This window comes from Puniceicoccus vermicola (assembly GCF_014230055.1).
In the GTDB taxonomy this organism is placed as follows: domain Bacteria; phylum Verrucomicrobiota; class Verrucomicrobiia; order Opitutales; family Puniceicoccaceae; genus Puniceicoccus; species Puniceicoccus vermicola.
On record NZ_JACHVA010000143.1, the window covers coordinates 84,401 to 110,713 of the forward strand.

The following is a 26,313-nucleotide window of genomic DNA, read 5'->3' on the forward strand; positions in this document are numbered from 1 at the left end:
ACTTTTGTCTTGGTTATGCGGCGGCTAAAATTCGTTCCGCCTCCTCGTAAAAATCCATTCGAAAGAAGCTCCTAATCTCGTCCTGGGTCAGATCAAGCGGCGTTTCGGTGAGACCATTGCGATTGATCTCACTCAAAACCCAGCGAGCCTTCGCCTCGGTGGGCTGGCTCGCATTATTTCTCCGGAACACAATTGCGTCCAAAGCGCTCGACTGCTCCCCCATTCCTCGCTGAAAGGGACCTTGCAGCGCGTTCAGAAGCGCGTCCTTGCTCACGTCGAAGTAATTCGGAGCTGCCAGCATCGAAGCGAGGTCCGCCCGATTGATGGGCTTGTCACAATACTCCGCAGCCTCGATGAGGGCAGAAATCAAAGCGATGTGCTCATCATGACGGTCTCTCGCCAATTCCTGATGCACGAGCAAAACCTTTTCAGGATGCATCCGTTCCACTTCGTCGGTGAGTGCGGCACACCAGCAGGAACCTTCGATCAAGCCAATCGAGCTCCAGGGCTCGCCTGCACAATAGCCGTCGATATGACCCTTCATCATACAGGGAAAGACTTGAGGTGGAGGGACGACGACCAACTGAACATCCTTATCCGGATCGACGCCGCCGTCTCGAAGCCAAGAACGGAGGAGGTAATTCTGTGTCGAGAATTTAAGGACAACTCCGAAACGAAACTTTCTGCGCCCCCGAAACTCCTCCACGACCCGCTTCAAGCTCCGTGCATCGCGCACGCCCAATTCCCACAGTTCATGGGAAAAGGAAATGGCACTGCCATTATGAGAGAGCACCAATCCCGTCAGACAGGGGACACTGTCGAGTCCCAACCCACAACCCAACTCGAAAATCATACTCGCGTGAGCATGTGATGCATCCAATTCCCTGTGACGCATACGCTCTCGCACCGTAGCCCAGCCAGCTTCCCGAGAGAGATTCACTTCCAACCCCGTCCGCTCAAAAAGACCCAGTTCTTTGGCGGCTATTAGCGGAGCACAATCCGTCATCGGAACAAAACCAATATTCAGCCCTCGATTTGAGGAGCCGATGGAAAAGGTGCGAATCTTTTCCACACGGTTTTGAGACCTGGTTGCCATGCCAAAACCTTTAGCATGCCAATCTCCAAAATGATGATTTTGGCCGAGATTAAGGCATCAAATTATTCAACAATTCATCTCATCAGATTTGATAATCCAAATCATCACCCTCAGCAATATAGCTAGATACGGGCGATTATGCCCTCCAAAGAATCCGGCGAAACTTCCGAAAAATCACCCTTGGGCAAGGTAATTGCTCAAGGCCCTTTATGCATGATCCATTGGATGCGCGCCAATTATTGAACTTCTTGGAAATCGCGAACGTAAGAAGTATCCGAAAGGCTGCGAAAAACCTGAACCTGACGACGTCGGCGGTCAGCCATTCCTTAAAACGGTTGGAAGAAGACCTAGGCTGTAGGCTCTTTGACCGAGACACGCGCAAAATCTCGTTAACCTACGCGGGGCAACGTCTGATGGCCCATGCCGACGACTTGCTCGGAAACCTGACCAGTGTGCGTTCGCTCGTGAGCGAATGGTCCGAATTCGGTCAAAAGATTCTCCGTATCGGAGCAACGTCGGCCGCTTGCCAATACATCATTCCCGTCGCCCTTCGCGAATTGAAGGAAAGTTTTCCCAACGTAAACATTCAGATCACGCAGGGGACGAGCTACCAGATGGTCAATGCGGTTGAAGAGAACAAAGTCGACATCGCCATTTACCCCTCCAGAAGCCTTGCTCTCGGAAACAACTCCGTTCCGATTGGGACCGACACTCTCCAGTTTATTGTGAATCCCCTTCACCCCTGGGCTCAGGCAGGGAAATCAGACCTTTCCAAGATCAATGTGGAGCGGGTCATTGTCCCCGACAGCCAAGGGTATACCTACGACCTCGTCGACGAATACTTTCGCAACTACAACACCACCCTCACCCCTTTCATCGAGATTTCAAACGAGGAAGTCATCAAGAAACTCGTCGAACTCAACATCGGCATCGGCATCCTGCCGAAGTGGGTCGTAAAGAAGGAAGAGAAAGCCGGAACCCTTCGGACCTTTCCTCTAGGAAGGCGCCAACTCAAACGTCACTGGATCGTAGCCCACCCCAAGAACAAGGAACTCAACTTCGTGGAGAGCATCTTCACCGGCCTCGCCAAGAGCGTAGCCCAGAGTCTCTTCATCGATATGCTCCACTAAGGGACCTAATCTCGAAAGATTTTCCTCTGAAGAGCGTCCAAAAGAATTTCTGAGAGCTCAATTCTTGGAAGGCCGCAGCATTTTCGATTCGCCGAATTGCTCCGCTGCTCACTAATCTTTGACTCATGCTCGAGTGCCCTGACTGCCACATCTCCCTCAATCGGATAAAAACCGAAGATGGGCTCATTTGGCGTTGCCGGCAATGCGCGGGAACCACGGCGCTTATGCCAGTATTGAGAAAGTCAATTCCGCGCGAGGATCTCAATCGGCTTTGGCAGCGAACCCGCCAAAACGACCTCCCCCGAGTCCGCCAGTGCCCCGGATGCGACAATCACATGGAAGAGGTTCTCTTCGAAACCCCGAAGGGAGATCGCATTCTCGACGTTTGCGAAAACTGTCAGTTCATCTGGATCGACCAAGAGGAATGGGGAGACCTCCCCCGAAAGGCCAAAGCCGCACCCGAGAAAACGCTCAAAGACTTCAACATTTCCGATGCGCTCCGGGAGAAGGTGCCCGTCCAGCGCATCGAAGAACTCCGAGAGATTCATAATCTCGAGCCTTCCGAGCAAGAATCTCCAGAAAAAGTATGGCAGTGGATCCCCGCCCTAGCCGGACTCCCGATCGAAGAGGATCAGCCGACCCACTCCCGGTTCGCCTTCGCGACCTGGAGTACCTTCTTCCTCATCTTGATTGCCAGCCTCTATGCGTTCGCCCATCCCAACTCATTCCAAGAGTCGGGTCTGATCCCTGCCGAATGGTCACGAGGAGGAGGAATTACCCTAATTAGTTCCTTTTTCCTCCACGCGGGAATCTTTCACCTCATCATCAACCTCTATTTCCTCACTACCTTTGGCGACAACGTCGAGCACCTCCTCGGCCCTGCCCGCTTCGTGATCCTGCTACTCCTCGCGACACTCTTCGGTGACATTACCCACATCCTCATCAATCCGGAATCCACTGTGCCCTGCATCGGGGCCAGTGGAGGAATCTCCGGCATCATCGCCTTCTACGGACTCAGCTTTCCCCATGCCCGAATTTCTCTCCTCGTTCGCCGAAGCCGTTGGTTCGGCATTTTCCAGGAAAATTCATTCTTAAAGGTCCGAGCCATCTGGCTCTTCGGGATCTGGATCCTTATGCAATTTTTCTATGCCTACCTACAGTTTCACGGGAACACGAATATATCGGGAGCCGGCCACCTCGGCGGAGCGATAGCTGGAGTTATCCTCTGGTGGGTCTTCCCCAAAGAGATGACCCCAAGAAATGCGCAATCCCCCCTGGAGTCCCTCCGTCGCAAGAAGCACCAATAGAGACGCACTCTCGCACAGGTTACGCCCCGTTCAGTCTTGACCCATTCCCGCCTTCCTGAGACGTTTCAATCGAAACGCTACTGTTTCGAGAATCACCATATTACAATAGGTTATGACCACCATTACCGACATTCGCGCACGCGAAATTATCGATTCCCGCGGGAATCCTACCGTTGAAGTAGACGTCGAGCTTGAGTCCGGTGTCGTTGGCCGCGCTGCTGTACCTTCGGGTGCTAGCACCGGTGAAAACGAAGCCCTCGAGCTTCGTGACGGCGCACTCTCCTCCAAGGATTTCCCGAAAGGCTTCAGCCCGAAAAAACGCTACGGCGGCAAGGGAGTGACCAAAGCGGTCGATAACGTCCACGAAATTATCGCTCCTGAGCTTTTTGGACAGGACGCCTGCGACCAGGTTGGCATCGACAAGATGATGCTCGACCTCGACGGGACGGCCACCAAGAGCAAGCTCGGCGCCAACGCCATCCTCGGGGTCTCCCTCGCAGTGGCCAAGGCCGCAGCCGAAACTCTCGGAGTTCCTCTTTATAAGTACATCGGCGGACCGAACGCCAAGGTTCTTCCCGTTCCGATGATGAACATCATGAACGGCGGATCTCACTCCGACGCTCCGATCGACATCCAGGAATTCATGATCATGCCGAAGGGTGCGGAAACTTTCCGCGAAGCCTTGCGCATGGGTTGCGAAATCTTCCACGAACTGAAGACGGTCCTCAAGGCTCAAGGCCTCAGCACCGGAATCGGAGACGAAGGCGGATTCGCACCGAAGCTTGCTTCCAACGAAGCCGCTCTTGAAGCGATTGCTGCGGCCGTAAAGGGCGCTGGCTACAAGCTCGGCAAAGAAGTCTTCATCGCCCTCGACGTCGCCTCTTCGGAATTCTACGACGCCAAGAAGAAGAAGTATGTCTTCGGCAAGAGCGACGGGTCCAAGAAGAACGCCAAGGAAATGGTCGCCTTCTACCAAGACCTCCAGAAACGCTACCCCATCCTCTCCATTGAGGACGGTTGCGACGAAAACGACTGGAGTGGTTGGAAGACTCTCACCGACGAACTCGGCGCCACGACTCAGCTCGTCGGAGACGATCTCTTCGTAACCAACACCAAGTTCCTCAAGAAGGGCATCGATCTCGGCGTCGCCAACTCGATTCTCGTGAAGGTGAACCAAATCGGTTCCCTGACCGAAACCCTCGACGCGATTGAAATGGCCCGCGAAGCTGGCTACACGTCTGTCATCTCTCACCGTTCCGGTGAAACCGAAGACACCACGATTGCTGACATCGCCGTGGCCACCAACGCCGGACAGATCAAGACCGGTTCTCTCTGCCGGACAGACCGGGTTGCCAAATACAACCAGCTCCTCCGCATCGAAGAAGAACTCGGCTCCCACGCGATCTACGGCGGCAAGCTGTAATCGCCACGATCGATTCTTACACTTTCAGGCGGCTCTCTTCGGAGAGCCGCCTTTTTTTTGGTTACATACCGGGAGCAAGTCGCCCTCCGTTCGGCGCAGGACTTTCCCGGCATGAGCCTGTCGAATGCAGTCGCGCGATTTCTCCGGCCAGAGGCGCATTGGCACTCCCACCTCAACGAACTTTTGCCCTTCCTCAATCGTAGAGGCACGGTGATAACCGTTTCTAAGGGTTCGCAGATGACTCCCAGAGACTTCACACCCCCCAACGAAATGGCTCTCGCCATTCCGCTCCCACTTCAAAGAGAGGTGCCAATGCCCCACCTCTTTCGGCCCGAGGCCGAGGTGCAGCTGAAGCTGCGGACTGACTAAGCGTTCCACAGGATTCCAACCAGTGCCACGAATCTAGAGCTGGACGTGTCCTGCGAAGCATGGAAGCTCTCGCTACTTTGGGCGGCCACCATTCGCGCACGACTTTCCCGGCATGAGCCTGTCGAATGCTGTCGTGCGATTTCTCCGGCCAGAAAAGAGACAAATATCCGTAATCTACACCGCGCCGCGCGAAACTCTCGGAACACAATTCAATCCAATCCCGCTCACCCGAATGACTGAAGTCAATCGGGAACACTGGGGCGCAGCTACTGCTTCCGATACCACTTCCCTTTTGCATCCTGAAGCCACACCCCAGGAGCGGAGGTCTTGGCCAATTGCGCAGCCCTCTGCTTTTGCACCTTATCCACGGGCTGGCCCGTCTGCTTGGCGATCTCTTGGTAAACGGTCATCCGGTCCTTATTCTCGGCCTTGACCATCTTATCCTCCTCAGTCGAGATCGACCCACGAACTGAAAGAAGTCCATCATTGGTCACCCCAAGAAGGCCTTGCTCCTTCAGGCTGTCAATTGTCGGGAGGCGCTCCTCCATTCGCTCCCGAATTTGGTCGAGATCGGCCGCCTGTAGCGAGGGAACAGCTACCAAGAGCGCGAAAAGAAATAGAGAGATACTAGGAATGAGGGTCTTCGATTTCATAAATGGATACGATTTAGGAAGAAGAATCTTCGGTGATCACAGTTTTCGATTGAGAGTCGAGGTCGTCAAAGAAGCTGTTCAGCTGTTCCTCCACTTGGACATTCACATCGACGATGATGTGAACCGGCTCGACTCGGTGCGTTATCTCATGGTGAGTCGTGCATGAGGCCAGCAAAAGAGGCAAAAAAGGGAGAGACCAGAGAAAGAGCACTTTGGGCATGGAATCAGGCTAGGCGAGAAATTGGATTGATTCAAGTGGATAGCCATTTTCGAGATGCTCCGATTCGCCAGACTATCCGCAGCTCCCAATCACCCCCCTGCGGAAAGAGAAATCTGCTTTCCCAAAAGAACTAAACGGAAGACTTTTTCGAAAGGAATCTGGAAATTGAAATCGAGGTTGATCGATGGAGCCTGAATATCCGGAGCCCGCGAGCTTCCTGATATTTCAATAAAAGTATTTTTCGCCCCTTTTCTCAAAAAGAACACTTCGACGTGAAGGGACTTCAACCGAAGATCGCTTACCGCCCGGGTGAGGACATCTGAGTTTCCCGCTCCTCCTCCCAAGGCCTCGGCCACCCACTCCGGGTCTTTAAATCGGATTGTAGCCTCTTGACTGCTATCGAGATCAAGACCGGCCTCGAGCGCAATCAGTTTGCCTTCTTTCGCAGCAACCCTCACTCGTCCACTCATTCGTCCAGTTGCTTCCACCTCGTCGAGGCGGGCGACCCGAACGACCTCATCCAGATCGATTCCCCGCAGATGAAGCGAGGCATCAAAATCCCGGCCTGGATCGGTCAGGTTGAGGCTAGACGGTTCATCCAAAGAGAGTTCACCTCCCAGTAACTTCCATTCGAAACGGTCAACTTGGAGAACCTTTTCCGGCGAAAGACTCCAGTCAATTCGCCCGGGCCCCGATCGAAAGCGGTCATACTCCACTCGATCCCACTCCAAGGTCTGCATTCCCAAAGTGGCCAAATCCGGAAGCAACTCGAGACCGAGCCATCCCCGAAAACCATCCAAAATCACTGGAGTGTCCTGAATCCCCAATTGTCCCCCAGCAACTCGAACGAAACCTCGGACAACTGGGGCATCCACCGGACCGGTTCCATGAAAGAGTGCCCCGAGCTCTCCCCCGATTCGCAAAACCGAGAGGTCCCCCCCGAGACTGAAAGGAAGTGAAACCGACTCCCCGCGAATTGGCCCGATGCCCAGCCATCCGTCACCGGATAGGATCGGATCGAAGCGCAATGACTGGATTCCGTGCACCGCGAGTCCCGCAGGCAGTCCAGAGACTCCATAAAAGAGATCGACCCGGTCAGCACCCGGAATGGCTTCTGCCTCGAGGATGATCTCCGGCGCCTCAACCTCCCTGTCGCCAGCTCCAGCCTTCAGGTTCTTCAGCTTCGCCTCCACGTTGAGCACCGGAAAATCGAATCGAGACGGGTCCTTTGTCCACTGAGCTGCAGCCCGCAGCCCGAAACTTTCCAGATGTAGAACGTCGGAAACGGCAGATCCAGCAAAGGCCCAGCGGATCCAAGCCATCGGATCTTCCACCGACAAATAGCCCGACGCCGCACGCATCCGATTTCCCCCCACTTTTCCGACCAAACCGAGCATCGTATCCCGATTCGGCACTGCAGCATAAGCTTCCAGACGATGCTCCTCGAAAAGTGCCCCCAGATTCGCAAGGACTGGCTCCCGCTCCTCCCACTTGAAACGGAACGATTCGAGCCAAAACCTCGAAAGGGGTATACTCGGAATCGAAGGCATCGCAAATTTGCGAAAAGCTCCTTCCTCCTCGACCGATTCCTCCTCTTTGGTTTCCTCTTCCTCCCGATCTTTCGACGGAGCGTATTCGATGGATACCCCTGACAACCGAACCGAATCTGCGGAACCCCGGATCAATCGAGGAATGCGGTATCGGACCTCCGCCTCTTCTATGCCGACCGAACCATCCGGCCAATCCGCTGTCACCCCTTCCACAGAGCTGGAGGTCAGAGTGACTCCAATCCCACGAATCTCGGGATCAGAAAAACCCGCTTTCTGGAATCCAAACCTCACCGCCATCTCAATCACCGAGGGAAGGCTGAACCACGCCGCGAGAACAATCACGACGAGGGAAGCGAAGGCGATGAGAAAAAACCGTTTCATCCAAGATGACTCATCCAATCGCCCCATGCTCACCGGGGCAAGGCTGGGGCCACCGAAATCCTGCGAACAAACGCTCGTCAAAATCGCCAGCCGAGGCCACCCTTGCTCCATGAGTTCCCCGACGATGACGATTCGCCCGATGTCTTCATCCGAAGTCCCCCTCGCCATTGAGTGGGCTGACCGCGAAGGATGGAATCCAGGCCTCGACGATGCCCAGACATTCCACGCCGCGGATCCCGAAGGATTTTGGATTGGTGAAGTCGATCACGAACCCGTCGCCGTTATCTCCGCGGTCCGGTCCGGTAAAAATTTCGGATTTCTCGGATTCTACATCGTCCATCCCGACTTCCGCGCACAGGGTTATGGCTTGGCCATCTGGAATAGAGCGATGGACCACTTGGCCGGAAGAACCATCGGCCTCGACGGTGTCGTCGATCAACAGGACAACTACCGCAAGTCCGGATTTCAGATCGCCTATCGCAATATCCGGCAACAAGGGACCTCACAAAACTTCGCCCCCGCAGACTCCCGCATCGTTCCCATTTCGCAGATTCCCTTCGAAACCCTGTGCACCTATGATCGCCGCTATTTTCCCGCCGATCGTTCGGAATTCCTCCAGAGCTGGATCGGTGAGGAACACGGATTAAGCCGAGCCTTTCTGGATGGGCAGACCCTCCGCGGATACAGCACACTCAGACAGTGCGCGGAGGGCTGGAAATTTGGCCCCCTTTTCGCCGACACCCCAGCTATCGCCGAAACGCTCTTCCAAGCGCTGCAAAACGAAATCCCGACCGGAGAAACGATTTTTCTCGATACTCCCGAGCCCAATACCGAAGCCACCGACCTGGCCCAGCGCTACAAGATGCGACCGGTCTTCGAAACGGCTCGCATGTACCGAGGCCAAGAGCCTTCCGTTTCCTTGGAAGGAATCTATGGAGTCACCAGCTTTGAACTGGGATAACTGGACGGTCGAAAAAGAACGCTTCGACCCTTGGCAAAAACTGCCAAAGAGTTACTTCTGAAACCAGTCGCCTTCTTCGTCCTGAACCCAGACTTGAGGTCCGGCATCCTTGATCATTTGCGCAGCCGAACTTTTCTGAACCTTTTCAACGTCTTCACCCTTTTCCTTGGCGACGATATCATAGTAGGCCTTCAGATCATCGTTTTGCTCCTGAACGTGCTTCGACTGCATGGGAGAGATATCCCCTCGGATCGAGTAGAGGCCTTCATTGGTAATCCCGACCAATCCTTGGTCCATAAGCTCATTAATCTGGTCCTCACGTTCCATCAGCTGATTCTTCAGCGTGCTCAGGTCAGGAGCTCCCGATCCCTGCATTACGGTATCGTCCAAATCAGTCGTTTCGTTGTCCGCCAAAGCGGCACTTCCACTCAAAATTGCGGGGATCAAAAGGATAAGAAGCAGAGGTCGGTGTTTAATCATGATCTTAAATTATTGCCCTTACTTCCAAAGAATCAATCTCCCTTTTGGGAGCTTCAGTCGCCGGAACCGTCGGACATTTTGCCCATTTCCGAATAAAAACTATCGACGTTCCGATCCACCGAGTTGTTTTTCCCCATCGTTCCGGGGGCAGCCGGATAATTCGGGCCCGAAGAACTGCAGCCGGAAAGAAAAAGCGAGAAACATGCAATCGAGCCGATGAGAACTATTTTCATGGTAGAACCAAAAAAGGTGATCCCCCCATACACAGCAAGATCGAAGCTCGCTCTCAAAAAGTAGCCGCTCAGCTTTAGCTGCGCGGTCCCGCGGTTACGAAAGGCCCTCCAGGGGTCCGACCGAGCAGACGTGATGGGGGCAGCTAAAGCTACTCCCCTACGAAAAGTAGCCGCTCAGCTTTAGCTGCGCGGTCCTGCGATTGCGGAAGGCCTACAGGGTTCCGACCGAGCAGACGTGATGGGGGCAGCTAAAGCTACTCCCCTACGAAAGGTAGCCGCTCAGCTTTAGCTGCGCGGTCCTGCGATTAGGAAAGGCCCTCCAGGGGTCCCGACCGTGCAGACGCAATAGGGGCAGCTAAAGCTGCACCCCTACGGAAAGCTTCCTGAGTGCGTCACGCACAATCGCATTCCCCCAACAAGAGCCGAAGCTCCGCGGCTGCGCAACGTCCATCGCAGCTCCCATTTTCCAGTTTCCCTCCTCTCCTCAGAAAGGAGTTTATTCCCATTCCAGAAATTCCTTGCGCCGTTACTTTTCATATTTAAAACTAGTTTTATATATGAAACTAGGTGATTCTCTTTCTTTTGCAGAGTGCGAGACCCCGGCCCCAGCCCTGAGCCGGGGCCTGGCGGTGCTGCGTATGCTGGGCGAAGACTCCCCCGCCTCTCTCGAGAACCTTTCATCCCGATTAAACCTTCCCAAAGCCTCCGTCTTCCGTCTCCTCGACACTCTGGAAAAAACCGGGACCGTCCGCCGCAACGCCGACAAGCTGTACGAGCCTCTTTGGACCCTCCAACCACTCGCCAACGACTCCGAAGCTCTTCGTCGTCAGATCCATCGAAAGATGCCGGAATTGAGTGCCGAAACTCAATGCTCGGCCGAATGGTACGAGCCGACCGAAGCGGGCATGAAACTGATCTATCAGGAACTCCCTCACTCTGAGCTCTGCGTGAAAGCAGGACCCGGATTCCTCCGGGACTGGGAATCGGAATTCGAGGCCGTCGCCCGCCTGGGCCATGCCTTCGCCAAGGAGGCCAAACCAGTCCGTCAGAGTTCTCTCTATGTCCGCAATGGAGAAAGAGAAACAATTTCCGCTCAACAGATCCGAGCCCTTACCGAGAAAGCGCGAACTGAAAGCGTCGCCTATGATGAGGCCTTCAACACCAATGGAGTCCGCCGATTCGCAGCTGCTGCGATCGACGAACAAACCCACACCTTCATCGGAGTCCTTGCCCTCGCCCAAGCCTATCGGTTCAGCGATCTGCCCGACCCCTCTCTCCTTCTTCAACAACTGACAAAAACCCTCAACGGATAAGCACCCATGAGAATCCTCTACATCGACATCGACAGCCAACGCCCCGACCACCTCGGCTGCTACGGCTACCATCGCAACACCAGCCCCAACATCGACCAGATTGCCAACGAAGGCGTCGTCTTCGACCGCTGCTACACCCCGGATGCGCCGTGCCTGCCATCCCGCACCGCTTTTTATTCCGGTCGCTTTGGGATCCAGACCGGTGTCGTCGGCCACGGAGGATCAGCCGCTCAACCGAAAACCGAAGGGCCCACCCGTGGATTCCGCGACCACTTCGACTTTCAGGGGCTCGGTGGACAGCTGCAAAAGTGCGGCTATCACACCGCGATGATCAGCCCCTTTGGGCAACGCCACGCTGCTTGGCATTTCTACGCTGGCTTCAACGAAATCCACAATACCGGCATGGGAGGAATGGAGTCCGCCGAGGTCGTCCAACCGGTCGTCGACAAATGGATGAGTGACAACTCCAGCAAGGACAACTGGTATCTACACATCAACTACTGGGACCCACACACGCCCTACCGCACCCCCTCAGATTACGAGAATCCCTTCAAAGACGACCCTCTCCCCGACTGGTTGACCGACGAAGTCATTGAAAAGAACAACCAAAGAGTCGGCCCTCACGGTTCCCACGAGGTAGGGATGTATCATGGGAATGAAGATCCAAAGTTTCCCAAACACCCCGGCAAAGTCACCGATCGAGCTTCGGTTCGCCGCATGATTGATGGCTACGACATGGGCGTGCGCTACGTCGATGACCAGATTGGAAAAATCGTTTCCGACCTCAAATCAGCGGGCGTCTACGACGAAACCATGATCGTCATCTCTGCCGACCATGGGGAAAACCTCGGCGAATGGGGACTCTACGGCGAACACGGCACTGCCGATGACATCACCTGCCGCGTTCCCCTCATCATCAAGTATCCCGGTGGAGCCCAAGGGATTCGCAACAGCAAGTTCCACTACAACCTCGACCTCGCTCCGACCCTGATGGATCTCCTCGGGGGAAAGAAACAGGAAATTTGGGATGGTGAATCCTATGCTCCGGCGATTACCGAAGGTTCCGATGTCGGCCGCGAAGAGGTGACCATCAGCCAATGCTGCCACGTCTGTCAGCGCTCGGTTCGCTGGGGTCAATGGCTCTACACTCGCACCTATCATGACGGCTTCCACCTCTTTCCGCAGGAGATGCTGCACGACCTCGAGGCCGATCCACACGAGCAAAATAACCTCGCCGAAGATCACCCCGAGCTCTGCCGTGAAGGACAATGGCGCCTCTCCCGCTGGCACGATGCCCAGATGCAACAAATGGCCCTCAACTCCAGCGATGTCGTCGATCCCCTCTGGACCGTCGTTCGCGAAGGCGGCCCCTTCCACGCCTCCCTCACCTACGGCCAGCCCAAATGCGAGGGATTCGAGGTCTACATGAACTACCTCGAAGAAACAGGTCGCAAAGAAGGCGCGGATCAACTCCGGGAGAAATACGCCGATCAGCTGGAACACTTTTCCAACAAAAAAGTCTTCTAATTACTGACTGCTAAGGTATCAGGGGAATTTGCAGCCCCAACTTAATTTCGAGAGGGAGGACTGAAATGGTCCTCCCTCTTTTTTTCACCGGGGTCCAGCCTCCCGAACCGCCGATTCGAATCCCCGGTCAATTCTTCGAAGCCGACTGAGAGGCAGCGCAGCATGTAAGGTAGTCTATCCTGAGTGGCTCTACCCAACACTGGGACCGGCTTCATTCAGTTCTTTGAAGTGGAGAGGAGAAGATGCTTTCCAAGGCTACTCTGCCCAATAGGCAGATGAAAAATGTCGTAGCAGATCAAGCAAACGCACTACTCGGTTTCGATGATATCCTTGTAGGTCGCGAAATAACGGCCACCGAACTCCTTCTGGGAGTCTGCGTCGAAATGCAGTTGATCTCCCCTGTCCGATAGCCCCTCCGAACTCACAACACCTGCCTCCTCAATCCGTTCGGGGATGGATCTGATTCCTTCATTGATAAGACTGGCATTGGCTGAACGCACTGGGTCATCCGGGTAAATGAAGGGGCCCAGTTCTCCAGCGATGAAAGGAACATCGGGAGCATCCAATGCCTCTCGAAAGGCATTTGCGACCACAGCAAGGTTTTGGCCATAAGCCTTTGCTGCAGAAGCACTCCCGCACTCGCTTTCTCCCTGATGCCACAAGATGGCTTTCAGTTCACCCCGCTCCATGGCAATTTTCGTTCGTCGAACCGCTTCCTCGAACAGATCCTGTCCCGGCATCCAACGGCGGATCGGCGTACCGCCCACCGCGCACGGAATCAAGCCCACCGACGTTTTCGGATTCTCCTCCGCCACCTGCTTCGCAAAAGTGAATCCGAGACCAACTCCCGCGAAGCTCTTATCGAAATGAATTGGCTCTCCCTCGTTCACCCAATCGTCATTCTTATCGAGAACGAAAATCTGGGGATCAGGAATACGGTCCTCAGGAGTTACCTTCCCCCGCCCAGCCATATTGGACTGGCCGACCAAGAGAAATAGCTGCATCTCCGATGGAATATCCGGCGCTTCCCCCGAGCCCGCGTCTGCGAAACTCGCCCCTTGGGCGAAGATCGCCAGTAGCAGGCACCGACTCAACCAACTACTCACTCCTCTTTTCATAAGTCCCATGTGTCTCCTTCGAACAAGTTTCCGTTCAGGGTAATTGAAGATGTCGATGACGAATCGACGATAACAGGGTCGAGCGACGGAGCCATATCAGAAGGAAAAAACTCATTATTCTCGATCAAAACATCACTCGCGTTTCTGACAATGATCGCTGTCGACAACAGAGCTTCCAGATATTTCGGACCATCTGCGAAAGGCCCACCATAATCTTGGAAACGGTTTCCAGTAATCCGGATATTGTGATTATCCACAACACTCAACGGCCCGATCGCGACAGAGAAATCGCCTATGTAGATATTGGTCGATCTGACCCGTGAAAAGGTATTCCCCTCAATCAAAATATCGACCGCCGAAGGACCTTCAAACCAGCTCAGCGACTGCCCGAGCGTAATTCCTGGCTTCGCCAAATTTTCGAAATGGTTGTTCAGGATCTTCGCTCCTTTCGTGTACAGCCTGAATCCCCGCACCCGAGAATCAATGATATGGCAATCCTCGATCACCAGACCTTCACAGATCGTATCAAGATCCAAGGCCAGATCCGGCACGGATGATTCGGTAACAGCACCCTTCGATTTGACCGGCGGTCCGTAATCAGAGGACGCACTCAAACTATCGACGGTGTGCGAAATCTCCAACGGATCATCCATCGTCACCTCCAGAGCATACCGATCTCTCCATTTGACGATCCTGGCGGAACTGACCCGCGTGGTTTGCGTCACCACCCCGGTTGCACCATCGGTGATTTGAAATCGGTCGCCGACTTCAACCAGATGATTGTTTTTCAAATCCATCAGGATGGTATTGTGAGAAGGATGACTAAGCACCCTCAGGTTGGTGCTCCCGATATTGCCTCCATCATCATCCATCTTTTCGAAACGGCAGCCTCGCACCTCGGGCCCTTGTCGCATCCTTTTGCTAAAGAATGCATCCGCATTCACGCTCATCATCCGATTTCCCTTAGGCAAAACACGACAGTCAACATATTGATTCCCGCCGGGGCCTGTCATCTCATTGAACGCCTGAGCCGGCGCACTGTATACCGTCACATTCTCAAAAACGAAACCTCCGGTATCAATAAGTCTAAAGGTATGCTTCGAACGCCTCGCGAGAGCAAAAACTACGCAGCAATCGCACGACTAAAGTCATGCGAGAACGGAAGAGAAACCTCAATCCCACCGTTCCCGATCGACTTTAGTCGTTCGGCTCGCATCGGCTACCAACCTCATCCGAGCTGAACAATCTCACCGCGCCGCCTCAATCATCCCAGCCACGCGAGAGCAAAAAGTACGCAGCAATCGCACGACTAAAGTCATGCGAGAACGGAAGAGAAACCTCAATCCCACCGTTCCCGATCGACTTTAGTCGTTCGGCTCGCATCGGCTACCAACCTCATCCGAGCTGAACAATCTCACCGCGCCGCCTCAATCATCCCTGCCTCGCGAGAGAGAGCATAAAGCGCGCAGCAATCGCACGACTAAAGTCATGCGAGAACGAGAGAGGAACCTCACTCCCACTGTTCCCGATCGACTTCAGTCGTTCGGCTCGCATCGGCAACGGACCCTCAGATACCCCCCCCAAAAATCCAAACGACTCTCCGACCTTCCCTTTTGTGCATTCTGCACCTCCTCGCGGCGATCCTCTCCCCCCTCGTCTTATCCCGTAATCTACCCCCCGCGGCCAGAGTCAGGAGTTTTGGGCCAATTCGGAAGCAGAAGGTTCGAGCGCTCTAAAGCGATTACACGTAATTTGCTTTCTGCATAGGCGATCCACTAGAGTCACGATTATCATGAATCACTTCCTCCGCAACTCACCCTTCCTCCTCCTCGGTCTGGTTCTCTTGTCATCTTGCCAATCCCTTCCGAATAATCCGCCACCGACGGTCAAAGCTGTAGAATTGGATCGCTACACTGGACTTTGGCATGAGGTCGCCCGCCTACCCGTATTCTTTCAAGACGAAGACGAGCGCGCCACTGCAGAGTACTCGTTAAACGACAACGGGACAATCGCACTCGTCAATACCGCAATCGCCCCGGACGGATCGACCCGTAGCGTCACCGGACACGCGGTGCCCGTCCCCGGTTCCGAAAACACTAGACTGGAGGTCACGATCGATAACTTCTTCGCCAAGATTTTTGGCTCTTCGCCAGATTTCGGGAACTACTGGATTTTTAAACTCGAATCGGACTACTCCGTGGCTCTGGTGGGATCGCCGAATCGGAAAACGCTCTGGCTCCTCGCACGCGAACCGCAAATCCCCGACGAGCAGTTGAGGCAATACATCGATTACGCCTCTCAACTAGGGTTCGATACCGACAAATTAATCCTCAACAACCGCCCACTCTAGGACCATCCCATCGGAAGCCCTTTAGCTCTTACGGAAACGCAGACTGACCACCTCATAGGGTGAGAACTTGACGAAACTCTCGACGCTTTCCACCGACTTTTCCCCGATCTCGGTTTGTTCGACGGTCCAACCCTCTGCGACTTGAACCTCAACCGAACCCCGACGGCCGGCTACTTCGTGTAGGCGTAAAATCCAAGATCCTTCCCCGGCGGGCTTGACCCAGCAAGGAACCAGCGAGTCTCCACCCTCCAAGGACATCAGAGGCGATTCGACCGACTCACCCCGGTAGATCAACGGCTCGGTAAAATGGGTATCCGCCACGGAGGCCGGCTGACGCTCACGCGGCAACCCGGCATCATAGCGCCCGATTGCCAGAGCAATCCGGTGAGATCCTTGATCGCTGAAAGGCGATTCGATCTCCAGTCGGGTCAGATGAGGGGGCCACGCATGAGCGTGTCCATCAAAGCCGGTCACTTTCGGACTCCGCACGAGGCTCACCCCAACGCATCCGTTCCGGACCGAAGCCCCGTACTTCGCCTCGGATACGAGGAACATCCCCTCACTCTCCCCCTCATCGAATATCGAAAGGTGACGATTGAAAGGAACCTCCCACATGGCCTCGGCAACCATCCCGTTGGCCAACTGAGGACGGAGAACGCTCCCGTAAGGAATGCCAAATCGAGCATTCATCGCCGCGTATTGCGTCGGGAAAAGAATCTTTAGCAGAGACTCCGACTCGTGCCAGTCCAGATCGATCGAGACATTGACTAGCGGACTCCCCGCTTCGAGGAGGAAGGTAACCGTCGCTTCACTCGATTCGCCGATCTTACGTTTCACGGCGAACCCGCCGCGGTGCGATCCTTCCTGAACCGGAGTCACCGTCGCATCGGCCGCGCAGACCTCCCCCAAGGACAAGACGTGGCGATCAATATCCCAGGCGTCGAAGTTCGCCGCATGGTCCGGATAGAGGACCAATTGTCCGATGGGTTCGGACAGTGGCACTTCCACCCCTTCCCAAACGAGCGAATCAATCCATCCGGACTGGTTCAACTGGAAGGATACCAAACCATTTGAGACCAATGAACCTTCGACACGCACCTCTTCCGGCTGTTCAACGGCCACCCCGGCCAGCGCAGATCCGCTCAGAGCTGGCAGTTCAACATAAGTGGCCTCCTTCGCACCTTCCGGCGTGATCCACTTGCGCACGGGAACTGCATGCGGGTTGAAGATGGCCAAGTCGCCTTCACCTTCCAACGCTTGAGCAGCTTCTGCCCTCTGCGTGGCCGCGTTCTCATCGAGCTCCGGCAACCCTTCCAGATACACATCCCAGACCGAACTCCCGGGAATGTAGTCGTGAAACTGAGAGAAGACCAAACGCTTCCAAGCGTGCTCCATCTCCCAATGCTTTCCAGTCAGGGAGGAAACCGATTCGGCAACCTGCAAGGCCCGCTCGAGATTCCGGAAGCTCTCTTTCAAATTCCCGTGCGTGGTGTAGGTTCCGCGGTGATACTCGAGATAGCATTCGCCCTGGTGAACTGGCAGCTCATCCTTCACCGCATTCAAGCGATCGAAAAAGGCCTCCGGCTGATCCCATTCGATCGACGGCATTCCCGGCAGCGAACCGAGTCGACGCGCCCGCTCGAGCATCTCGTCCGTAGGTCCACCGCCTCCGTCGCCATACCCGGTCGGGAGCAGGTATTCGTCGTGGATATCGGCCTGCTGATTCGCATTCATCGGAGCCTTCACGTTGTCGATCGTCATGTGCGTGACGTAGCCGGACTCCTGAGTCACGTGGGCGAGCACCTCCGAACCATCGTGCCCCTTCCAGACAAAACTGCTATAGGGAAAACGGTTGATCGCATTCCAAGTCATCTTCGTCGTGAAGAAGTAATTCACCCCGGTCTGCTTCATGATCAAGGGCAGGCAGGCCGCATAGCCGAAGACATCCGGGAGCCAGGTCAGCTTCGAGAGCTGTCCATTGATGGCCTCGAACCCCTTCTGTCCGAGAACAAAGCTGCGGGCCAACGCTTCTCCGCAGGCCATGGTTGTGTCGGACTCCACGTACATCGCCCCGGTCGCTTCCCATTGTTTGGAACCGATTCGCTGCAACACGCGGTCGTACAGGCCGGGCTCCCGCTTCGCCACCGCCTCGTAGCTGGCAGGCTGGCTGTAGGCGAATCGGTATTCCGGATACTCTTCCATCAAGCGGTCGACGGTCGAAAAGATGTTCACCGCTTTCAATTCTCCCATGCGCTCAGGCCAGATCCAGACGAGATCCAGGTGGGCGTGTCCGGTCAGAACACAACGGGCAAAAGTCTTGTCGACCCGGAGGCTTTGATAGAGCCCCGCCAGTGATTCCCGCAAGGCGGCAACCCCTTCCCGATCGAGAGCGTTCACGGCATCCTCCATACCTCGGAGCATTTTCCGCAGCGAAGGAGTAAATTTATCCATCGGCGGCTGCAATCCGGCCCCGATCAATTCGGTCGAGACCTGAGGATTCTCCCGGTGCCGCTGATCAATGAACAAGTCGAAGATGCACTTGAGGTCGTGGTAGGCATTCCACACTTCGTCGTTCCGACGCCGGACGGTAGCGCTCTCAAAGTAGCTCCCCTTCTCTTCCATCCCGTTCGCCTCCGGATGCCAGATCGCACTCTGGATGCAGCTCGATTGGACCCAGACCTCACTCGTCCCCTCAGGCAAACGGCAATGGCGGTGGGCAACGTTGAAGCCAAAATACGGTTGATCCTCAACGTAAAGCGTCGCCTCTGCCTGATCTTTCCAGTGGAGCCAAGTATTGTCGTCTGCCGCCTCCGGGAGGAAGACCCGGCTCCATCGCTGGTCAAATAATTTGCCCCAGAAAGAGCAATGACTCACTGGCTGGCGATCCAAGGTCTTGCCTTTGGCCAGTGGCACCTGACTCGGGCTCGGCTCGGAAGCCTCAACCGAGACCGGACGCGAATCCGTCCAGATGCTCGATTGTAGGCGATTGAGAGCCGCGTTGATTCGGTTGGGGGTCAGTTGCGGAAGATGATGATTGGGAAGCATAATAGTAGAAAGGAGTATAGCAGAAGCATCGCTCTCGGTTCTTGCGGTAACCCGACAATTTCTTACGCTGACTTGATGCACACGCTCTCGACCTTCGACTGGCCCCAACCCTACGCCTGCACCTACGAAGCCTACAACTATAGCTACATTCCCTCCCCCAAAGTGCATGCTCAGGATTATCACGAATTCTTCTGGATTGAGAGCGGGCGCGGCTGCCACCTTTTAAACGGAGAGCCCAGGCTCATGGAAACCGGCTACTTTGCCCTCATTCGCGCGGATGACCAACACGGCTTCTCCGCCTGGGAACAGGACGACCGCATCCGGCTGATCAACTTCGCCTTCCCCTCGCCTCTCTGGGAAAAAATCCGCACGAACTTCTTCCCCGATCGGATATGCTTCTTTGATCATACACCGATCGCCAAGCGCGAATATTACTTGAGCGTCGATGACCGCGAACGCCTCCGTCAGATGGGTAACGACTTGGCTGCCGGCCACTGGAACGAAACCAATGCGGCCGCCTATCTGCACGGAGTCCTCGCCCTCCTCGACAATCGCGACCGGGAAACCACTCATCCCGCCGCCACTCCCGAATGGCTGACCCAAGCCGTCCGGAAGATTGAGATCTGGCCGAACTTTGTCGGAGGAGTCCCGGAGTTCGTCCGTATGGCCGGACGCAGCCACGAACACGTCAGCCGGGCTTGTCGTAAATGTCTAAACATCAGCCCGCGGGAGATCGTCAACCGGGCTCGGATCAAATGGGCCTCCATGCAACTGGAGACCTCCCAAAAAGAGATCGTCGATATCGCCGAAGAGTGTGGCTTCGAAAATCTCGGTCATTTCTACAAGGTCTTCAAAACCACCCACCAGACCACCCCGCGAAAGTACCGTCTCAAATTTGGGATTCCCCAGATTTCGTAGGGCCAGTAAGTCGAGCGCGACGCTCCCCGCCGCATCGAATCAACCCCCGAAGATTCCACTCGTTGGCGATGGAGAAACTTGCAGGGCCGTGGACTTGCCGGAGGATCAAGCTTGCTTTCGGAGCAGGTCCGTGTTCTCAAAAATAGACCCCAAAATACTTTATCCGATTCCCCTCCAGACATTTACAAAACAAAAAGAGCCCAAAAAACCGTAAAAACGAATATCTTCAGATCTGAAATCGGAACTGATTTAACTCAATCTCAGTTCGAGAGATAAACACTGATATGGAAAGAAAATGAAGCACATCACAATACTCCTTTTGCTAGCTGTTTACTGCCAAGCCCACGCGCACAATCGCGCTGTAGAATCTCCAATCACCATGGAGCAATTGATGCATGAACTTGAAATACAAGGCGGAAATTGGAATTTCACGTTTGAGAAGCCTGTGTTAGCTTATGTTGTTTTCGAGATTTCGACTTTTCCAAACGGAGAAAAAAAAGAAGTCACTACATTCATCTCAGATAAACCATCAAAGAAAATCGCGATGTTCTTCTCGAATTCGCCATTTAGAGTCGGCAACCATCCAGATCCGAACCGGCTGAACGAAAAAAAAATGAAAATCTGGATTTCGAACTGCAAGGCGACAGAAGGAACACGAATCCTTTGGTATACTGATAAGTTCTCTACTTTGCCTTGGGTCGAGGAGGATGGATTGATCACAGACTCTCGACCATGCATACCAGAATATCCGGCATTAAACTACGAGTATGTTCTGGCTTCCTATTTTCGGGAAGGTGACCCCTATGTAGTTGAAGCAACGATCAGTTTCATTGAGAAAAAGTCGGACACTGAGAAGATTCGCCTTTATGATCGGAATACCAATGATCCCCATTATTGGTCCGGTTCTTTAGCCGATTCAGCTAAAACGGACGAGATAAAACAATCAGCCGAAAACATCGGACCAAATTCAAGCGGATCCGCCGATGTTCCACTTTCCCGAGAGATTATTCTCCGGGCAACCGATGGATCAACCTATATCCGGGTGAAGGATTCGGCCAATGATGAAACTCTTGGGCAATTTGCTCTCAGACCGGGGGATAGTCGAACCATCGCCGCAGACGGTGAGGTTGTAATTCTATACACTGAAGGCAAATTCCTTGAAATTGAACGCGGTGACGAAACTTATACTCCCAGTCGCTCAGGAATCGGGAAGATTCGGATACAATAGAGAAAGAAAACAGTTTTCCCTTTCGGGCTGGTCGAAAACCGACAAAAGCCATATTCAGACGGCCCAGGCAACCCGACAACCATCCCGAAAAGACCAACAGGACCATGAACCGCCAGCCTTGTGATTGATCCCCATCACTCCGGCACCACCCTCGAAGTCTGCCGGGAATGGCACTAGTTTAAGGGTTTTAGAAGGGAGATTTTGATATTAGGAACTATTGAAGAGAACCCCCTCCATCCCGCGTCCGTGGGATCCCCCTCCCCTGCCACAGGGGAAGAGTCTTTCTGTAATTTTCTGACTCCCCTCCTACGAGTAAAAGGGGGGACCCCCGACTACCCCGACTATGTCGGGGGTGGGGTGATTCCCATTCCATACAATCTCTTAAACCAGTGCCACTCAAGTCTGCCGACGGGACAGTTGACAATGTGCTTCATTTTGCTACATTCTCTACCCATGAGCACAGTCGTTCGAATTTCAGACCATCTTGCCGACGAAGCCAAAACCCGGTCGAAAGTCGAGCATCGGTCAATGACCTCCCAAGTCGAATATTGGGCCACCATTGGCAAAGCGGCAGAGGAGAATCCTGACCTTCCGTTCAGTTTTATAAAAGAAACTCTCTTGGCGATGGAAGAAATGAAAAAAGGCCAAAAGGAGGAGTATACCTTTGGTTAATCGAATCGTTTACGCTTCTGCGGCATTCGGTCGAAAGGCAAAAAAATTAAAGAGACAGGAAAAGAAAGAGCTTGATAACGCAGTTCTAGACATCCTGAAGAATCCAGATATCGGAGAAGAAAAGGCCGGAGACCTGGCAGGTGTTTTCGTCCACAAGTTCAAGGTCAGGAAGCAGTTGATTCTTCTTTCCTACACCTACGACGAAGAAGAGATCAATCTACTGACATTGGGCAGCCATGAAAACTTTTATCGTGACCTGAAAAACTACCGGAAGGCCTAATCCTACGAGTATGCCGGCCGAAATTGCTTGTCATAGTTGTACTTGATCCCCGGCTTGGCCACTTACCCTCCACGATTCTCCCTGCCCGAATCACACATCTGGCACTCGACTATTCCGGGCCCACCTTGCCCTTCCTCCCCCCTTGAAGCTTGCCATGCCCCGCCGCCCCGGCCTAAACCTAATTAGATGACCGACCTGCCCAGGCCCGATGGCCGACAGAATGACGAACTTCGCCCCGTAACTTTTGAACCGGGAATCGCTCCCAATGCTACGGGATCCGTTCTGGTATCTTTTGGAAATACCCGCGTGATCTGTGCGGCAACCATTGAGAAAAAAGTTCCTCGCTGGATGAACGCCCAAGGAGTCAAGGGAGGCTGGGTATCCGCCGAGTACTCGATGCTCCCCTACTCGACTCACGATCGCAAGCAGCGCGATGTGAACCGTGGCAAACAGGACGGACGCGGGATTGAGATCCAGCGCCTCATCGGACGCTCCTTGCGTGCCGTGATCGACCTCCAGAAGCTTCCCGGCCATACCCTCTGGGTCGACTGCGACGTGCTTCAGGCCGACGGTGGCACACGCACCGCCTCGATCACCGGGGCTTATGTCGCCGCCGAGATGGCCGTGCGCCGCCTGATGAAGGACGGCGTCCTCACCGAGAACCCCTTTAAGGATTCGATCGCCGCTGTAAGCGTCGGCGTCTTCTACGACACCTCGGTCCTCGACCTCAACTATCCGGAAGACTTGGCCGCCTCAGTCGATTTCAACGTCGTGATGACCGGATCCGGACAATTCGTCGAGCTCCAGGGAACCGGAGAGGAAGCGACCTTCTCCGATGACCAGCTCACCCAACTGCTCGGCCTCGCCAAAAAGGGAATCGGCGAGCTCACCGAACTTCAAAAAGCGGCCCTTTAATTCCTACTCACTGACCCATGAACATCCACGAATACCAGGCCAAGCGCCTCTTCGCCGAATACAAGATCCCAGCACCGCGCGGCTACGCCGCCCAAAACACGAGGGAGTGTGAGACCGCGATCAACCACTTCGACAGTGGTGAGAAAATCGTCGTCAAAGCCCAGATTCATGCGGGGGGTCGCGGAAAAGGTCACTTCACCGACGGCTACCAAGGGGGAGTGAAGATCGCGAAAGACCAGAAGGAAGCGCGCGAGTTCGCCGGCCACATGCTCGGCAACACCCTCATCACCAAGCAGACCGGGGAAGCTGGCCGCAAGGTGCAGACCGTGTACTTCTCCGAGGCCTCCGAGATCAAAAAGGAATACTACCTCGCGATCCTCCTCGATCGTAAAACGGCCCAAACCGTGATCATGGCCTCGACCGAAGGGGGCATGGATATTGAGGAAGTCGCCGAGAAGACTCCCGAGAAGATCGTTCGCATTTTTGTTCCGCCGACACTCGGCCTTCGTCACCACCAAGCCCGCCGCGTGGCGTTTGCCCTCGGGTTCACGGGTGGACTCGTCAAGGAAATGGCTCGACTCCTCGCCCAGCTCTACAAGCTCTACTGGGAAAAGAACGCGATGATGGTGGAAATCAATCCCCTTATCGTCACCGAGGACAATCACCTCCAGGCCCTCGACGCCAAAGTCTCCTTCGATGAGAACGCCGTTTTCCAACACCCGGAAATTCAGCAGCTCCGCGACCTCAACGAAGAGGATCCGAAGGAAACCGAAGCCTCCCAGTTCAATTTGAACTACATCGCCCTCGACGGAAACATCGCCTGCATGGTGAATGGTGCCGGACTCGCGATGGCGACCATGGACATCATCAAATACTTCGGCGGCTCTCCGGCCAACTTCCTCGACGTCGGTGGGGGTGCATCCGAGGAGCAGGTGACCAATGCCTTCCGCATCATCACCAGCGACCCGAACGTCAAGGGCATCCTCGTCAACATCTTCGGCGGAATCATGCAATGTGACGTGATCGCCCGGGGGATCATTGGCGCGGCCAAGAACATCGAACTCAAGGTGCCGCTCGTCGTCCGCCTCGAAGGAACCAACGTCGAAGAGGGCAAGAAGCTGCTCGCCGAGAGCAACCTCCCCCTCGAAACCGCCGACTCCCTCTCCGAAGCGGCCGAAAAGATCGTCGGCCTCGTGGAAAAGAGCGAAGCCTGAGAACCACCACCACTGCTAACTAAATTTTAGAAAGAACCCGTCATGAGTATCCTCGTAAACAAAGACACCCGTGTGGTGGTCCAGGGAATCACCGGTAAAGCCGGCGGCTTTCACGCCCAACAATGCCTAGCCTACGGCACCAACATCGTCGCCGGAGTCACTCCCGGTAAGGGCGGCCAAAAGTTTGAAGACCAAGTGCCGATTTTCGACACTTTGGCAGACGCCGTCGACAAGACCGGCGCGAACTGCTCCGTCATCTTCGTGCCACCTCCCTTCGCAGCCGACTCGATCCTCGAAGCCATCGACGCTGAGATCGATCTCGTCATCTGCATCACCGAAGGAATTCCGGTCCGCGACATGGCTGAAGTGCGCCGCCGCCTCTACTTCCACAACACCAAGACCCGCCTCATCGGCCCGAACTGCCCGGGAATCATCACTCCCGGAGAGTGCAAGATCGGCATCATGCCCGGCTACATCCACAAACCGGGCAAGGTCGGCGTCGTCTCCCGCTCCGGGACTCTGACTTACGAAGCGGTCTGGCAATTGACTCAGCGCGGCGTAGGACAATCCACCTGCATCGGCATCGGGGGTGACCCGATCAACGGCACCAGCCACACCGACGCACTCAAGCTCTTCAACGAAGATCCGGACACCGAAGCCGTCATCATGATCGGCGAGATCGGGGGAACCGCCGAAGAAGAAGCCGCCGCTTACGTGAAGGAACACATGAATAAGCCGGTCGCCGCCTTCATCGCAGGCACCACCGCTCCTCCGGGGCGTCGCATGGGCCATGCCGGAGCGATTGTCTCCGGAGGCGAAGGTACCGCAGAGAGCAAGATTGCCGCCCTCAAGGATGCCGGAATCGAAGTCGCTCCGACTCCGTCCGACATGGCTGACGCTCTCCTCAAGGTCTACACACCTTCCTGATTCGGACCGCGCCCGCTTTTTCCGATGGAATCGGATCTCTACGCGGGCTGGCTACCGGACCCTTTTTACTACATCTTCCACCTGATCGCCTGGATGGCCCCCGTAGTGGGCCTCCAATTGGCGATCGGATGGAAGATTTTTTTGCCCAATTTACGGGCGATCCTCTGGCCCCCCTTTTGGGTCGGCACCTACCTGATCTTCACCGACGTCATCGCCGTCCACTTCGGAATCTGGCATTTCGATCCCACCCTCATTTTGAGTGGAACCGTGGACGCCAGTTCCTCCCCGATCGCCCACTTTCTTCTCCAGCCACTCGGCGTGCCTCTCGAGGAATGGATCTTCTTCTACCTGACCGCCCTTCTCTGCTCGCAGAGTTTCGTCCTCTTCCTGCCGGAGAGGTACCGTCATAGCGGATCCAAAGCGGGGTAGAAACGGCTCTCGCCGTTCTTCTCCAATCCTCCGTTTCGTGGAGCGGAAGCGCGATCGCGATTTCGTTGGCCTACGGCCTTGCGGGGAACCTGTCCGGCGATCGAGAGCTGGAAGCTCTCGCTACTTTGAGGGCGAGATTGCCGCGTAGAAACGGCTCGCCGTTCCTCTCCAATCCTCCGTTCTGTGGAGCGGAAGCGCGATAGCGATTTCGTCGGCTACGGCCTTGCTGGGAACCAGCCCGACGATCGAGAGCTGGAAGCTCTCGCTACTTTGGGGGTGCGAGCTTGCCGGGTAGAAACGGCTTTCGCCGTTCCTCTCCAATCCTCCGTTCTGTGGAGCGGAAGCGCGATAGCGATTTCGTCGGCTACGGCCTTGCTGGGAACCAGCCCGACGATCGAGAGCTGGAAGCTCTCGCTACTTTGGGGAGCGGGCGTGCCGAGTAGAAACGGCTTTCGCCGTTCCTCTCCGAATCCTCCGTTTCCTGTAGCGGAAGCGCGATAGCGATTTCGTTGCCCTACGGCCTTGCTGGGAACCAGTCCGGCGATCGAGAGCTGGAAGCTCTCGCTACTTTGGG

General features: G+C 55.0%; 25 protein-coding genes. 16 read left to right on the forward strand and 9 right to left on the reverse strand.

The window, feature by feature from the left end; all coding sequences use genetic code 11:
• Positions 1–13 precede the first annotated feature (13 nt).
• A complete protein-coding gene (locus tag H5P30_RS21505; RefSeq protein ID WP_185694979.1) occupies positions 14–1,096 on the reverse strand; it encodes a CmpA/NrtA family ABC transporter substrate-binding protein in 1,083 nt (360 codons plus the stop codon).
• A 209-nt stretch (positions 1,097–1,305) separates the two neighbouring features.
• On the opposite strand from H5P30_RS21505, the gene H5P30_RS21510 reads away from it, so the two are divergent.
• The 3 genes from H5P30_RS21510 to eno all read left to right on the forward strand — a co-directional run bounded on the left by H5P30_RS21510 (position 1,306) and on the right by eno (position 4,956).
• The gene (locus H5P30_RS21510; RefSeq protein ID WP_185694980.1) at positions 1,306–2,226 is read left to right on the forward strand and encodes a LysR family transcriptional regulator; all 921 of its coding nucleotides are present in this window, start codon (positions 1,306–1,308) and stop codon (positions 2,224–2,226) included.
• A gap of 224 nt (positions 2,227–2,450) precedes the next feature.
• Positions 2,451–3,533 (forward strand): rhomboid family intramembrane serine protease, encoded by a 1,083-nt coding sequence (locus H5P30_RS21515; protein ID WP_185694981.1) that lies wholly within the window; start codon positions 2,451–2,453, stop codon positions 3,531–3,533.
• 112 nt (positions 3,534–3,645) lie between these two features.
• The gene (gene eno, locus H5P30_RS21520; protein WP_185694982.1) at positions 3,646–4,956 is read left to right on the forward strand and encodes a phosphopyruvate hydratase; all 1,311 of its coding nucleotides are present in this window, start codon (positions 3,646–3,648) and stop codon (positions 4,954–4,956) included.
• A gap of 635 nt (positions 4,957–5,591) precedes the next feature.
• On the opposite strand, the gene H5P30_RS21525 is transcribed toward eno, so the two are convergent.
• The 3 genes from H5P30_RS21525 to H5P30_RS21535 all read right to left on the reverse strand — a co-directional run bounded on the left by H5P30_RS21525 (position 5,592) and on the right by H5P30_RS21535 (position 8,297).
• Positions 5,592–5,978 (reverse strand): YdbL family probable chaperone protein, encoded by a 387-nt coding sequence (locus H5P30_RS21525; protein WP_185694983.1) that lies wholly within the window; start codon positions 5,976–5,978, stop codon positions 5,592–5,594.
• A 13-nt stretch (positions 5,979–5,991) separates the two neighbouring features.
• A complete protein-coding gene (locus H5P30_RS21530; RefSeq protein WP_185694984.1) occupies positions 5,992–6,198 on the reverse strand; it encodes a hypothetical protein in 207 nt (68 codons plus the stop codon).
• Between the two features lie 89 nt (positions 6,199–6,287).
• Positions 6,288–8,297 (reverse strand): intermembrane phospholipid transport protein YdbH family protein, encoded by a 2,010-nt coding sequence (locus H5P30_RS21535; protein ID WP_221774435.1) that lies wholly within the window; start codon positions 8,295–8,297, stop codon positions 6,288–6,290.
• On the opposite strand from H5P30_RS21535, the gene H5P30_RS21540 reads away from it, so the two are divergent.
• Positions 8,269–9,090, forward strand: a complete 822-nt coding sequence (locus tag H5P30_RS21540) for a GNAT family N-acetyltransferase (RefSeq protein ID WP_221774436.1) — start codon at positions 8,269–8,271, stop codon at positions 9,088–9,090. The two genes, H5P30_RS21535 and H5P30_RS21540, sit on opposite strands and share 29 nt — an antisense overlap.
• A 51-nt stretch (positions 9,091–9,141) precedes the next feature.
• Here the strand turns inward: H5P30_RS21540 and H5P30_RS21545 are convergent, their stop codons facing one another.
• Together H5P30_RS21545 and H5P30_RS21550 are read right to left on the reverse strand one after the other, a co-directional pair.
• Positions 9,142–9,570, reverse strand: a complete 429-nt coding sequence (locus tag H5P30_RS21545; RefSeq protein ID WP_185694987.1) for a DUF1318 domain-containing protein — start codon at positions 9,568–9,570, stop codon at positions 9,142–9,144.
• A 53-nt stretch (positions 9,571–9,623) separates the two neighbouring features.
• Positions 9,624–9,803, reverse strand: coding sequence for a hypothetical protein (locus H5P30_RS21550; RefSeq protein WP_185694988.1), 180 nt, complete (start codon positions 9,801–9,803; stop codon positions 9,624–9,626).
• A 557-nt stretch (positions 9,804–10,360) separates the two neighbouring features.
• Here H5P30_RS21550 and H5P30_RS21555 point away from each other — a divergent pair.
• Positions 10,361–11,116: a helix-turn-helix domain-containing protein gene (locus tag H5P30_RS21555; RefSeq protein ID WP_185694989.1), complete on the forward strand. Its 756-nt coding sequence runs from the start codon at positions 10,361–10,363 to the stop codon at positions 11,114–11,116.
• A gap of 6 nt (positions 11,117–11,122) precedes the next feature.
• Positions 11,123–12,643: a sulfatase family protein gene (locus tag H5P30_RS21560; protein ID WP_185694990.1), complete on the forward strand. Its 1,521-nt coding sequence runs from the start codon at positions 11,123–11,125 to the stop codon at positions 12,641–12,643.
• Positions 12,644–12,951: 308 nt separating this feature from the next.
• Here the strand turns inward: H5P30_RS21560 and H5P30_RS21565 are convergent, their stop codons facing one another.
• Both H5P30_RS21565 and H5P30_RS21570 read right to left on the reverse strand, forming a co-directional pair.
• Positions 12,952–13,761: a sialate O-acetylesterase gene (locus H5P30_RS21565; protein ID WP_185694991.1), complete on the reverse strand. Its 810-nt coding sequence runs from the start codon at positions 13,759–13,761 to the stop codon at positions 12,952–12,954.
• Entirely contained in the window at positions 13,758–14,675 is a 918-nt protein-coding gene (locus H5P30_RS21570; RefSeq protein ID WP_185694992.1) for a right-handed parallel beta-helix repeat-containing protein, read from the reverse strand. Before H5P30_RS21570 ends, H5P30_RS21565 begins: the two co-directional genes overlap by 4 nt.
• An 878-nt stretch (positions 14,676–15,553) precedes the next feature.
• On the opposite strand from H5P30_RS21570, the gene H5P30_RS21575 reads away from it, so the two are divergent.
• The gene (locus tag H5P30_RS21575) at positions 15,554–16,111 is read left to right on the forward strand and encodes a lipocalin family protein (RefSeq protein WP_185694993.1); all 558 of its coding nucleotides are present in this window, start codon (positions 15,554–15,556) and stop codon (positions 16,109–16,111) included.
• Positions 16,112–16,132: 21 nt separating this feature from the next.
• Here H5P30_RS21575 and H5P30_RS21580 read toward each other — a convergent pair whose 3' ends face one another.
• Positions 16,133–19,156: an alpha-mannosidase gene (locus H5P30_RS21580; protein WP_185694994.1), complete on the reverse strand. Its 3,024-nt coding sequence runs from the start codon at positions 19,154–19,156 to the stop codon at positions 16,133–16,135.
• A 75-nt stretch (positions 19,157–19,231) separates the two neighbouring features.
• Here H5P30_RS21580 and H5P30_RS21585 point away from each other — a divergent pair, with 75 nt between their 5' ends.
• The 9 genes from H5P30_RS21585 to H5P30_RS21625 all read left to right on the forward strand — a co-directional run bounded on the left by H5P30_RS21585 (position 19,232) and on the right by H5P30_RS21625 (position 26,240).
• The gene (locus H5P30_RS21585) at positions 19,232–20,074 is read left to right on the forward strand and encodes a helix-turn-helix domain-containing protein (RefSeq protein WP_185694995.1); all 843 of its coding nucleotides are present in this window, start codon (positions 19,232–19,234) and stop codon (positions 20,072–20,074) included.
• A 295-nt stretch (positions 20,075–20,369) separates the two neighbouring features.
• On the forward strand, positions 20,370–21,302 hold the full coding sequence (locus H5P30_RS21590; protein ID WP_185694996.1) for a hypothetical protein: 933 nt from the start codon (positions 20,370–20,372) through the stop codon (positions 21,300–21,302).
• A gap of 453 nt (positions 21,303–21,755) precedes the next feature.
• The gene (locus H5P30_RS21595; protein ID WP_185694997.1) at positions 21,756–21,974 is read left to right on the forward strand and encodes a ParD-like family protein; all 219 of its coding nucleotides are present in this window, start codon (positions 21,756–21,758) and stop codon (positions 21,972–21,974) included.
• The gene (locus tag H5P30_RS21600) at positions 21,967–22,254 is read left to right on the forward strand and encodes a type II toxin-antitoxin system RelE/ParE family toxin (RefSeq protein ID WP_221774437.1); all 288 of its coding nucleotides are present in this window, start codon (positions 21,967–21,969) and stop codon (positions 22,252–22,254) included. Before H5P30_RS21595 ends, H5P30_RS21600 begins: the two co-directional genes overlap by 8 nt.
• A 186-nt stretch (positions 22,255–22,440) precedes the next feature.
• A complete protein-coding gene (gene rph / locus H5P30_RS21605; protein WP_185694998.1) occupies positions 22,441–23,169 on the forward strand; it encodes a ribonuclease PH in 729 nt (242 codons plus the stop codon).
• 17 nt (positions 23,170–23,186) lie between these two features.
• Entirely contained in the window at positions 23,187–24,383 is a 1,197-nt protein-coding gene (gene sucC, locus H5P30_RS21610) for an ADP-forming succinate--CoA ligase subunit beta (protein WP_185694999.1), read from the forward strand.
• A 42-nt stretch (positions 24,384–24,425) separates the two neighbouring features.
• Positions 24,426–25,310 carry a succinate--CoA ligase subunit alpha gene (gene sucD, locus H5P30_RS21615; protein WP_185695000.1) on the forward strand — a complete coding sequence of 295 codons (885 nt, stop codon included), beginning with the start codon at positions 24,426–24,428 and terminating at the stop codon, positions 25,308–25,310.
• Between the two features lie 24 nt (positions 25,311–25,334).
• On the forward strand, positions 25,335–25,739 hold the full coding sequence (locus H5P30_RS21620; protein ID WP_185695001.1) for a hypothetical protein: 405 nt from the start codon (positions 25,335–25,337) through the stop codon (positions 25,737–25,739).
• A gap of 183 nt (positions 25,740–25,922) precedes the next feature.
• Positions 25,923–26,240: a hypothetical protein gene (locus tag H5P30_RS21625; RefSeq protein WP_185695002.1), complete on the forward strand. Its 318-nt coding sequence runs from the start codon at positions 25,923–25,925 to the stop codon at positions 26,238–26,240.
• The last annotated feature ends 73 nt before the right edge of the window (positions 26,241–26,313 follow it).

Excerpts from the sequence above, each read along its gene's own strand:
- H5P30_RS21505 (WP_185694979.1), bottom strand. The coding sequence starts at position 1,096 with ATGGCAACCAGGTCTCAAAACCGTGTGGAAAAGATTCGCACCTTTTCC.
- H5P30_RS21510 (WP_185694980.1), top strand. The coding sequence starts at position 1,306 with ATGCATGATCCATTGGATGCGCGCCAATTATTGAACTTCTTGGAAATC.
- H5P30_RS21515 (WP_185694981.1), top strand. The coding sequence starts at position 2,451 with ATGCCAGTATTGAGAAAGTCAATTCCGCGCGAGGATCTCAATCGGCTT.
- eno (WP_185694982.1), top strand. The coding sequence starts at position 3,646 with ATGACCACCATTACCGACATTCGCGCACGCGAAATTATCGATTCCCGC.
- H5P30_RS21525 (WP_185694983.1), bottom strand. The coding sequence starts at position 5,978 with ATGAAATCGAAGACCCTCATTCCTAGTATCTCTCTATTTCTTTTCGCG.
- H5P30_RS21530 (WP_185694984.1), bottom strand. The coding sequence starts at position 6,198 with ATGCCCAAAGTGCTCTTTCTCTGGTCTCTCCCTTTTTTGCCTCTTTTG.
- H5P30_RS21540 (WP_221774436.1), top strand. The coding sequence starts at position 8,269 with ATGTCTTCATCCGAAGTCCCCCTCGCCATTGAGTGGGCTGACCGCGAA.
- H5P30_RS21535 (WP_221774435.1), bottom strand. The coding sequence starts at position 8,297 with ATGGCGAGGGGGACTTCGGATGAAGACATCGGGCGAATCGTCATCGTC.
- H5P30_RS21545 (WP_185694987.1), bottom strand. The coding sequence starts at position 9,570 with ATGATTAAACACCGACCTCTGCTTCTTATCCTTTTGATCCCCGCAATT.
- H5P30_RS21550 (WP_185694988.1), bottom strand. The coding sequence starts at position 9,803 with ATGAAAATAGTTCTCATCGGCTCGATTGCATGTTTCTCGCTTTTTCTT.
- H5P30_RS21555 (WP_185694989.1), top strand. The coding sequence starts at position 10,361 with ATGAAACTAGGTGATTCTCTTTCTTTTGCAGAGTGCGAGACCCCGGCC.
- H5P30_RS21560 (WP_185694990.1), top strand. The coding sequence starts at position 11,123 with ATGAGAATCCTCTACATCGACATCGACAGCCAACGCCCCGACCACCTC.
- H5P30_RS21565 (WP_185694991.1), bottom strand. The coding sequence starts at position 13,761 with ATGAAAAGAGGAGTGAGTAGTTGGTTGAGTCGGTGCCTGCTACTGGCG.
- H5P30_RS21570 (WP_185694992.1), bottom strand. The coding sequence starts at position 14,675 with ATGCGACAAGGGCCCGAGGTGCGAGGCTGCCGTTTCGAAAAGATGGAT.
- H5P30_RS21575 (WP_185694993.1), top strand. The coding sequence starts at position 15,554 with ATGAATCACTTCCTCCGCAACTCACCCTTCCTCCTCCTCGGTCTGGTT.
- H5P30_RS21580 (WP_185694994.1), bottom strand. The coding sequence starts at position 19,156 with ATGCTTCCCAATCATCATCTTCCGCAACTGACCCCCAACCGAATCAAC.
- H5P30_RS21585 (WP_185694995.1), top strand. The coding sequence starts at position 19,232 with ATGCACACGCTCTCGACCTTCGACTGGCCCCAACCCTACGCCTGCACC.
- H5P30_RS21590 (WP_185694996.1), top strand. The coding sequence starts at position 20,370 with ATGAAGCACATCACAATACTCCTTTTGCTAGCTGTTTACTGCCAAGCC.
- H5P30_RS21595 (WP_185694997.1), top strand. The coding sequence starts at position 21,756 with ATGAGCACAGTCGTTCGAATTTCAGACCATCTTGCCGACGAAGCCAAA.
- rph (WP_185694998.1), top strand. The coding sequence starts at position 22,441 with ATGACCGACCTGCCCAGGCCCGATGGCCGACAGAATGACGAACTTCGC.
- sucC (WP_185694999.1), top strand. The coding sequence starts at position 23,187 with ATGAACATCCACGAATACCAGGCCAAGCGCCTCTTCGCCGAATACAAG.
- sucD (WP_185695000.1), top strand. The coding sequence starts at position 24,426 with ATGAGTATCCTCGTAAACAAAGACACCCGTGTGGTGGTCCAGGGAATC.
- H5P30_RS21620 (WP_185695001.1), top strand. The coding sequence starts at position 25,335 with ATGGAATCGGATCTCTACGCGGGCTGGCTACCGGACCCTTTTTACTAC.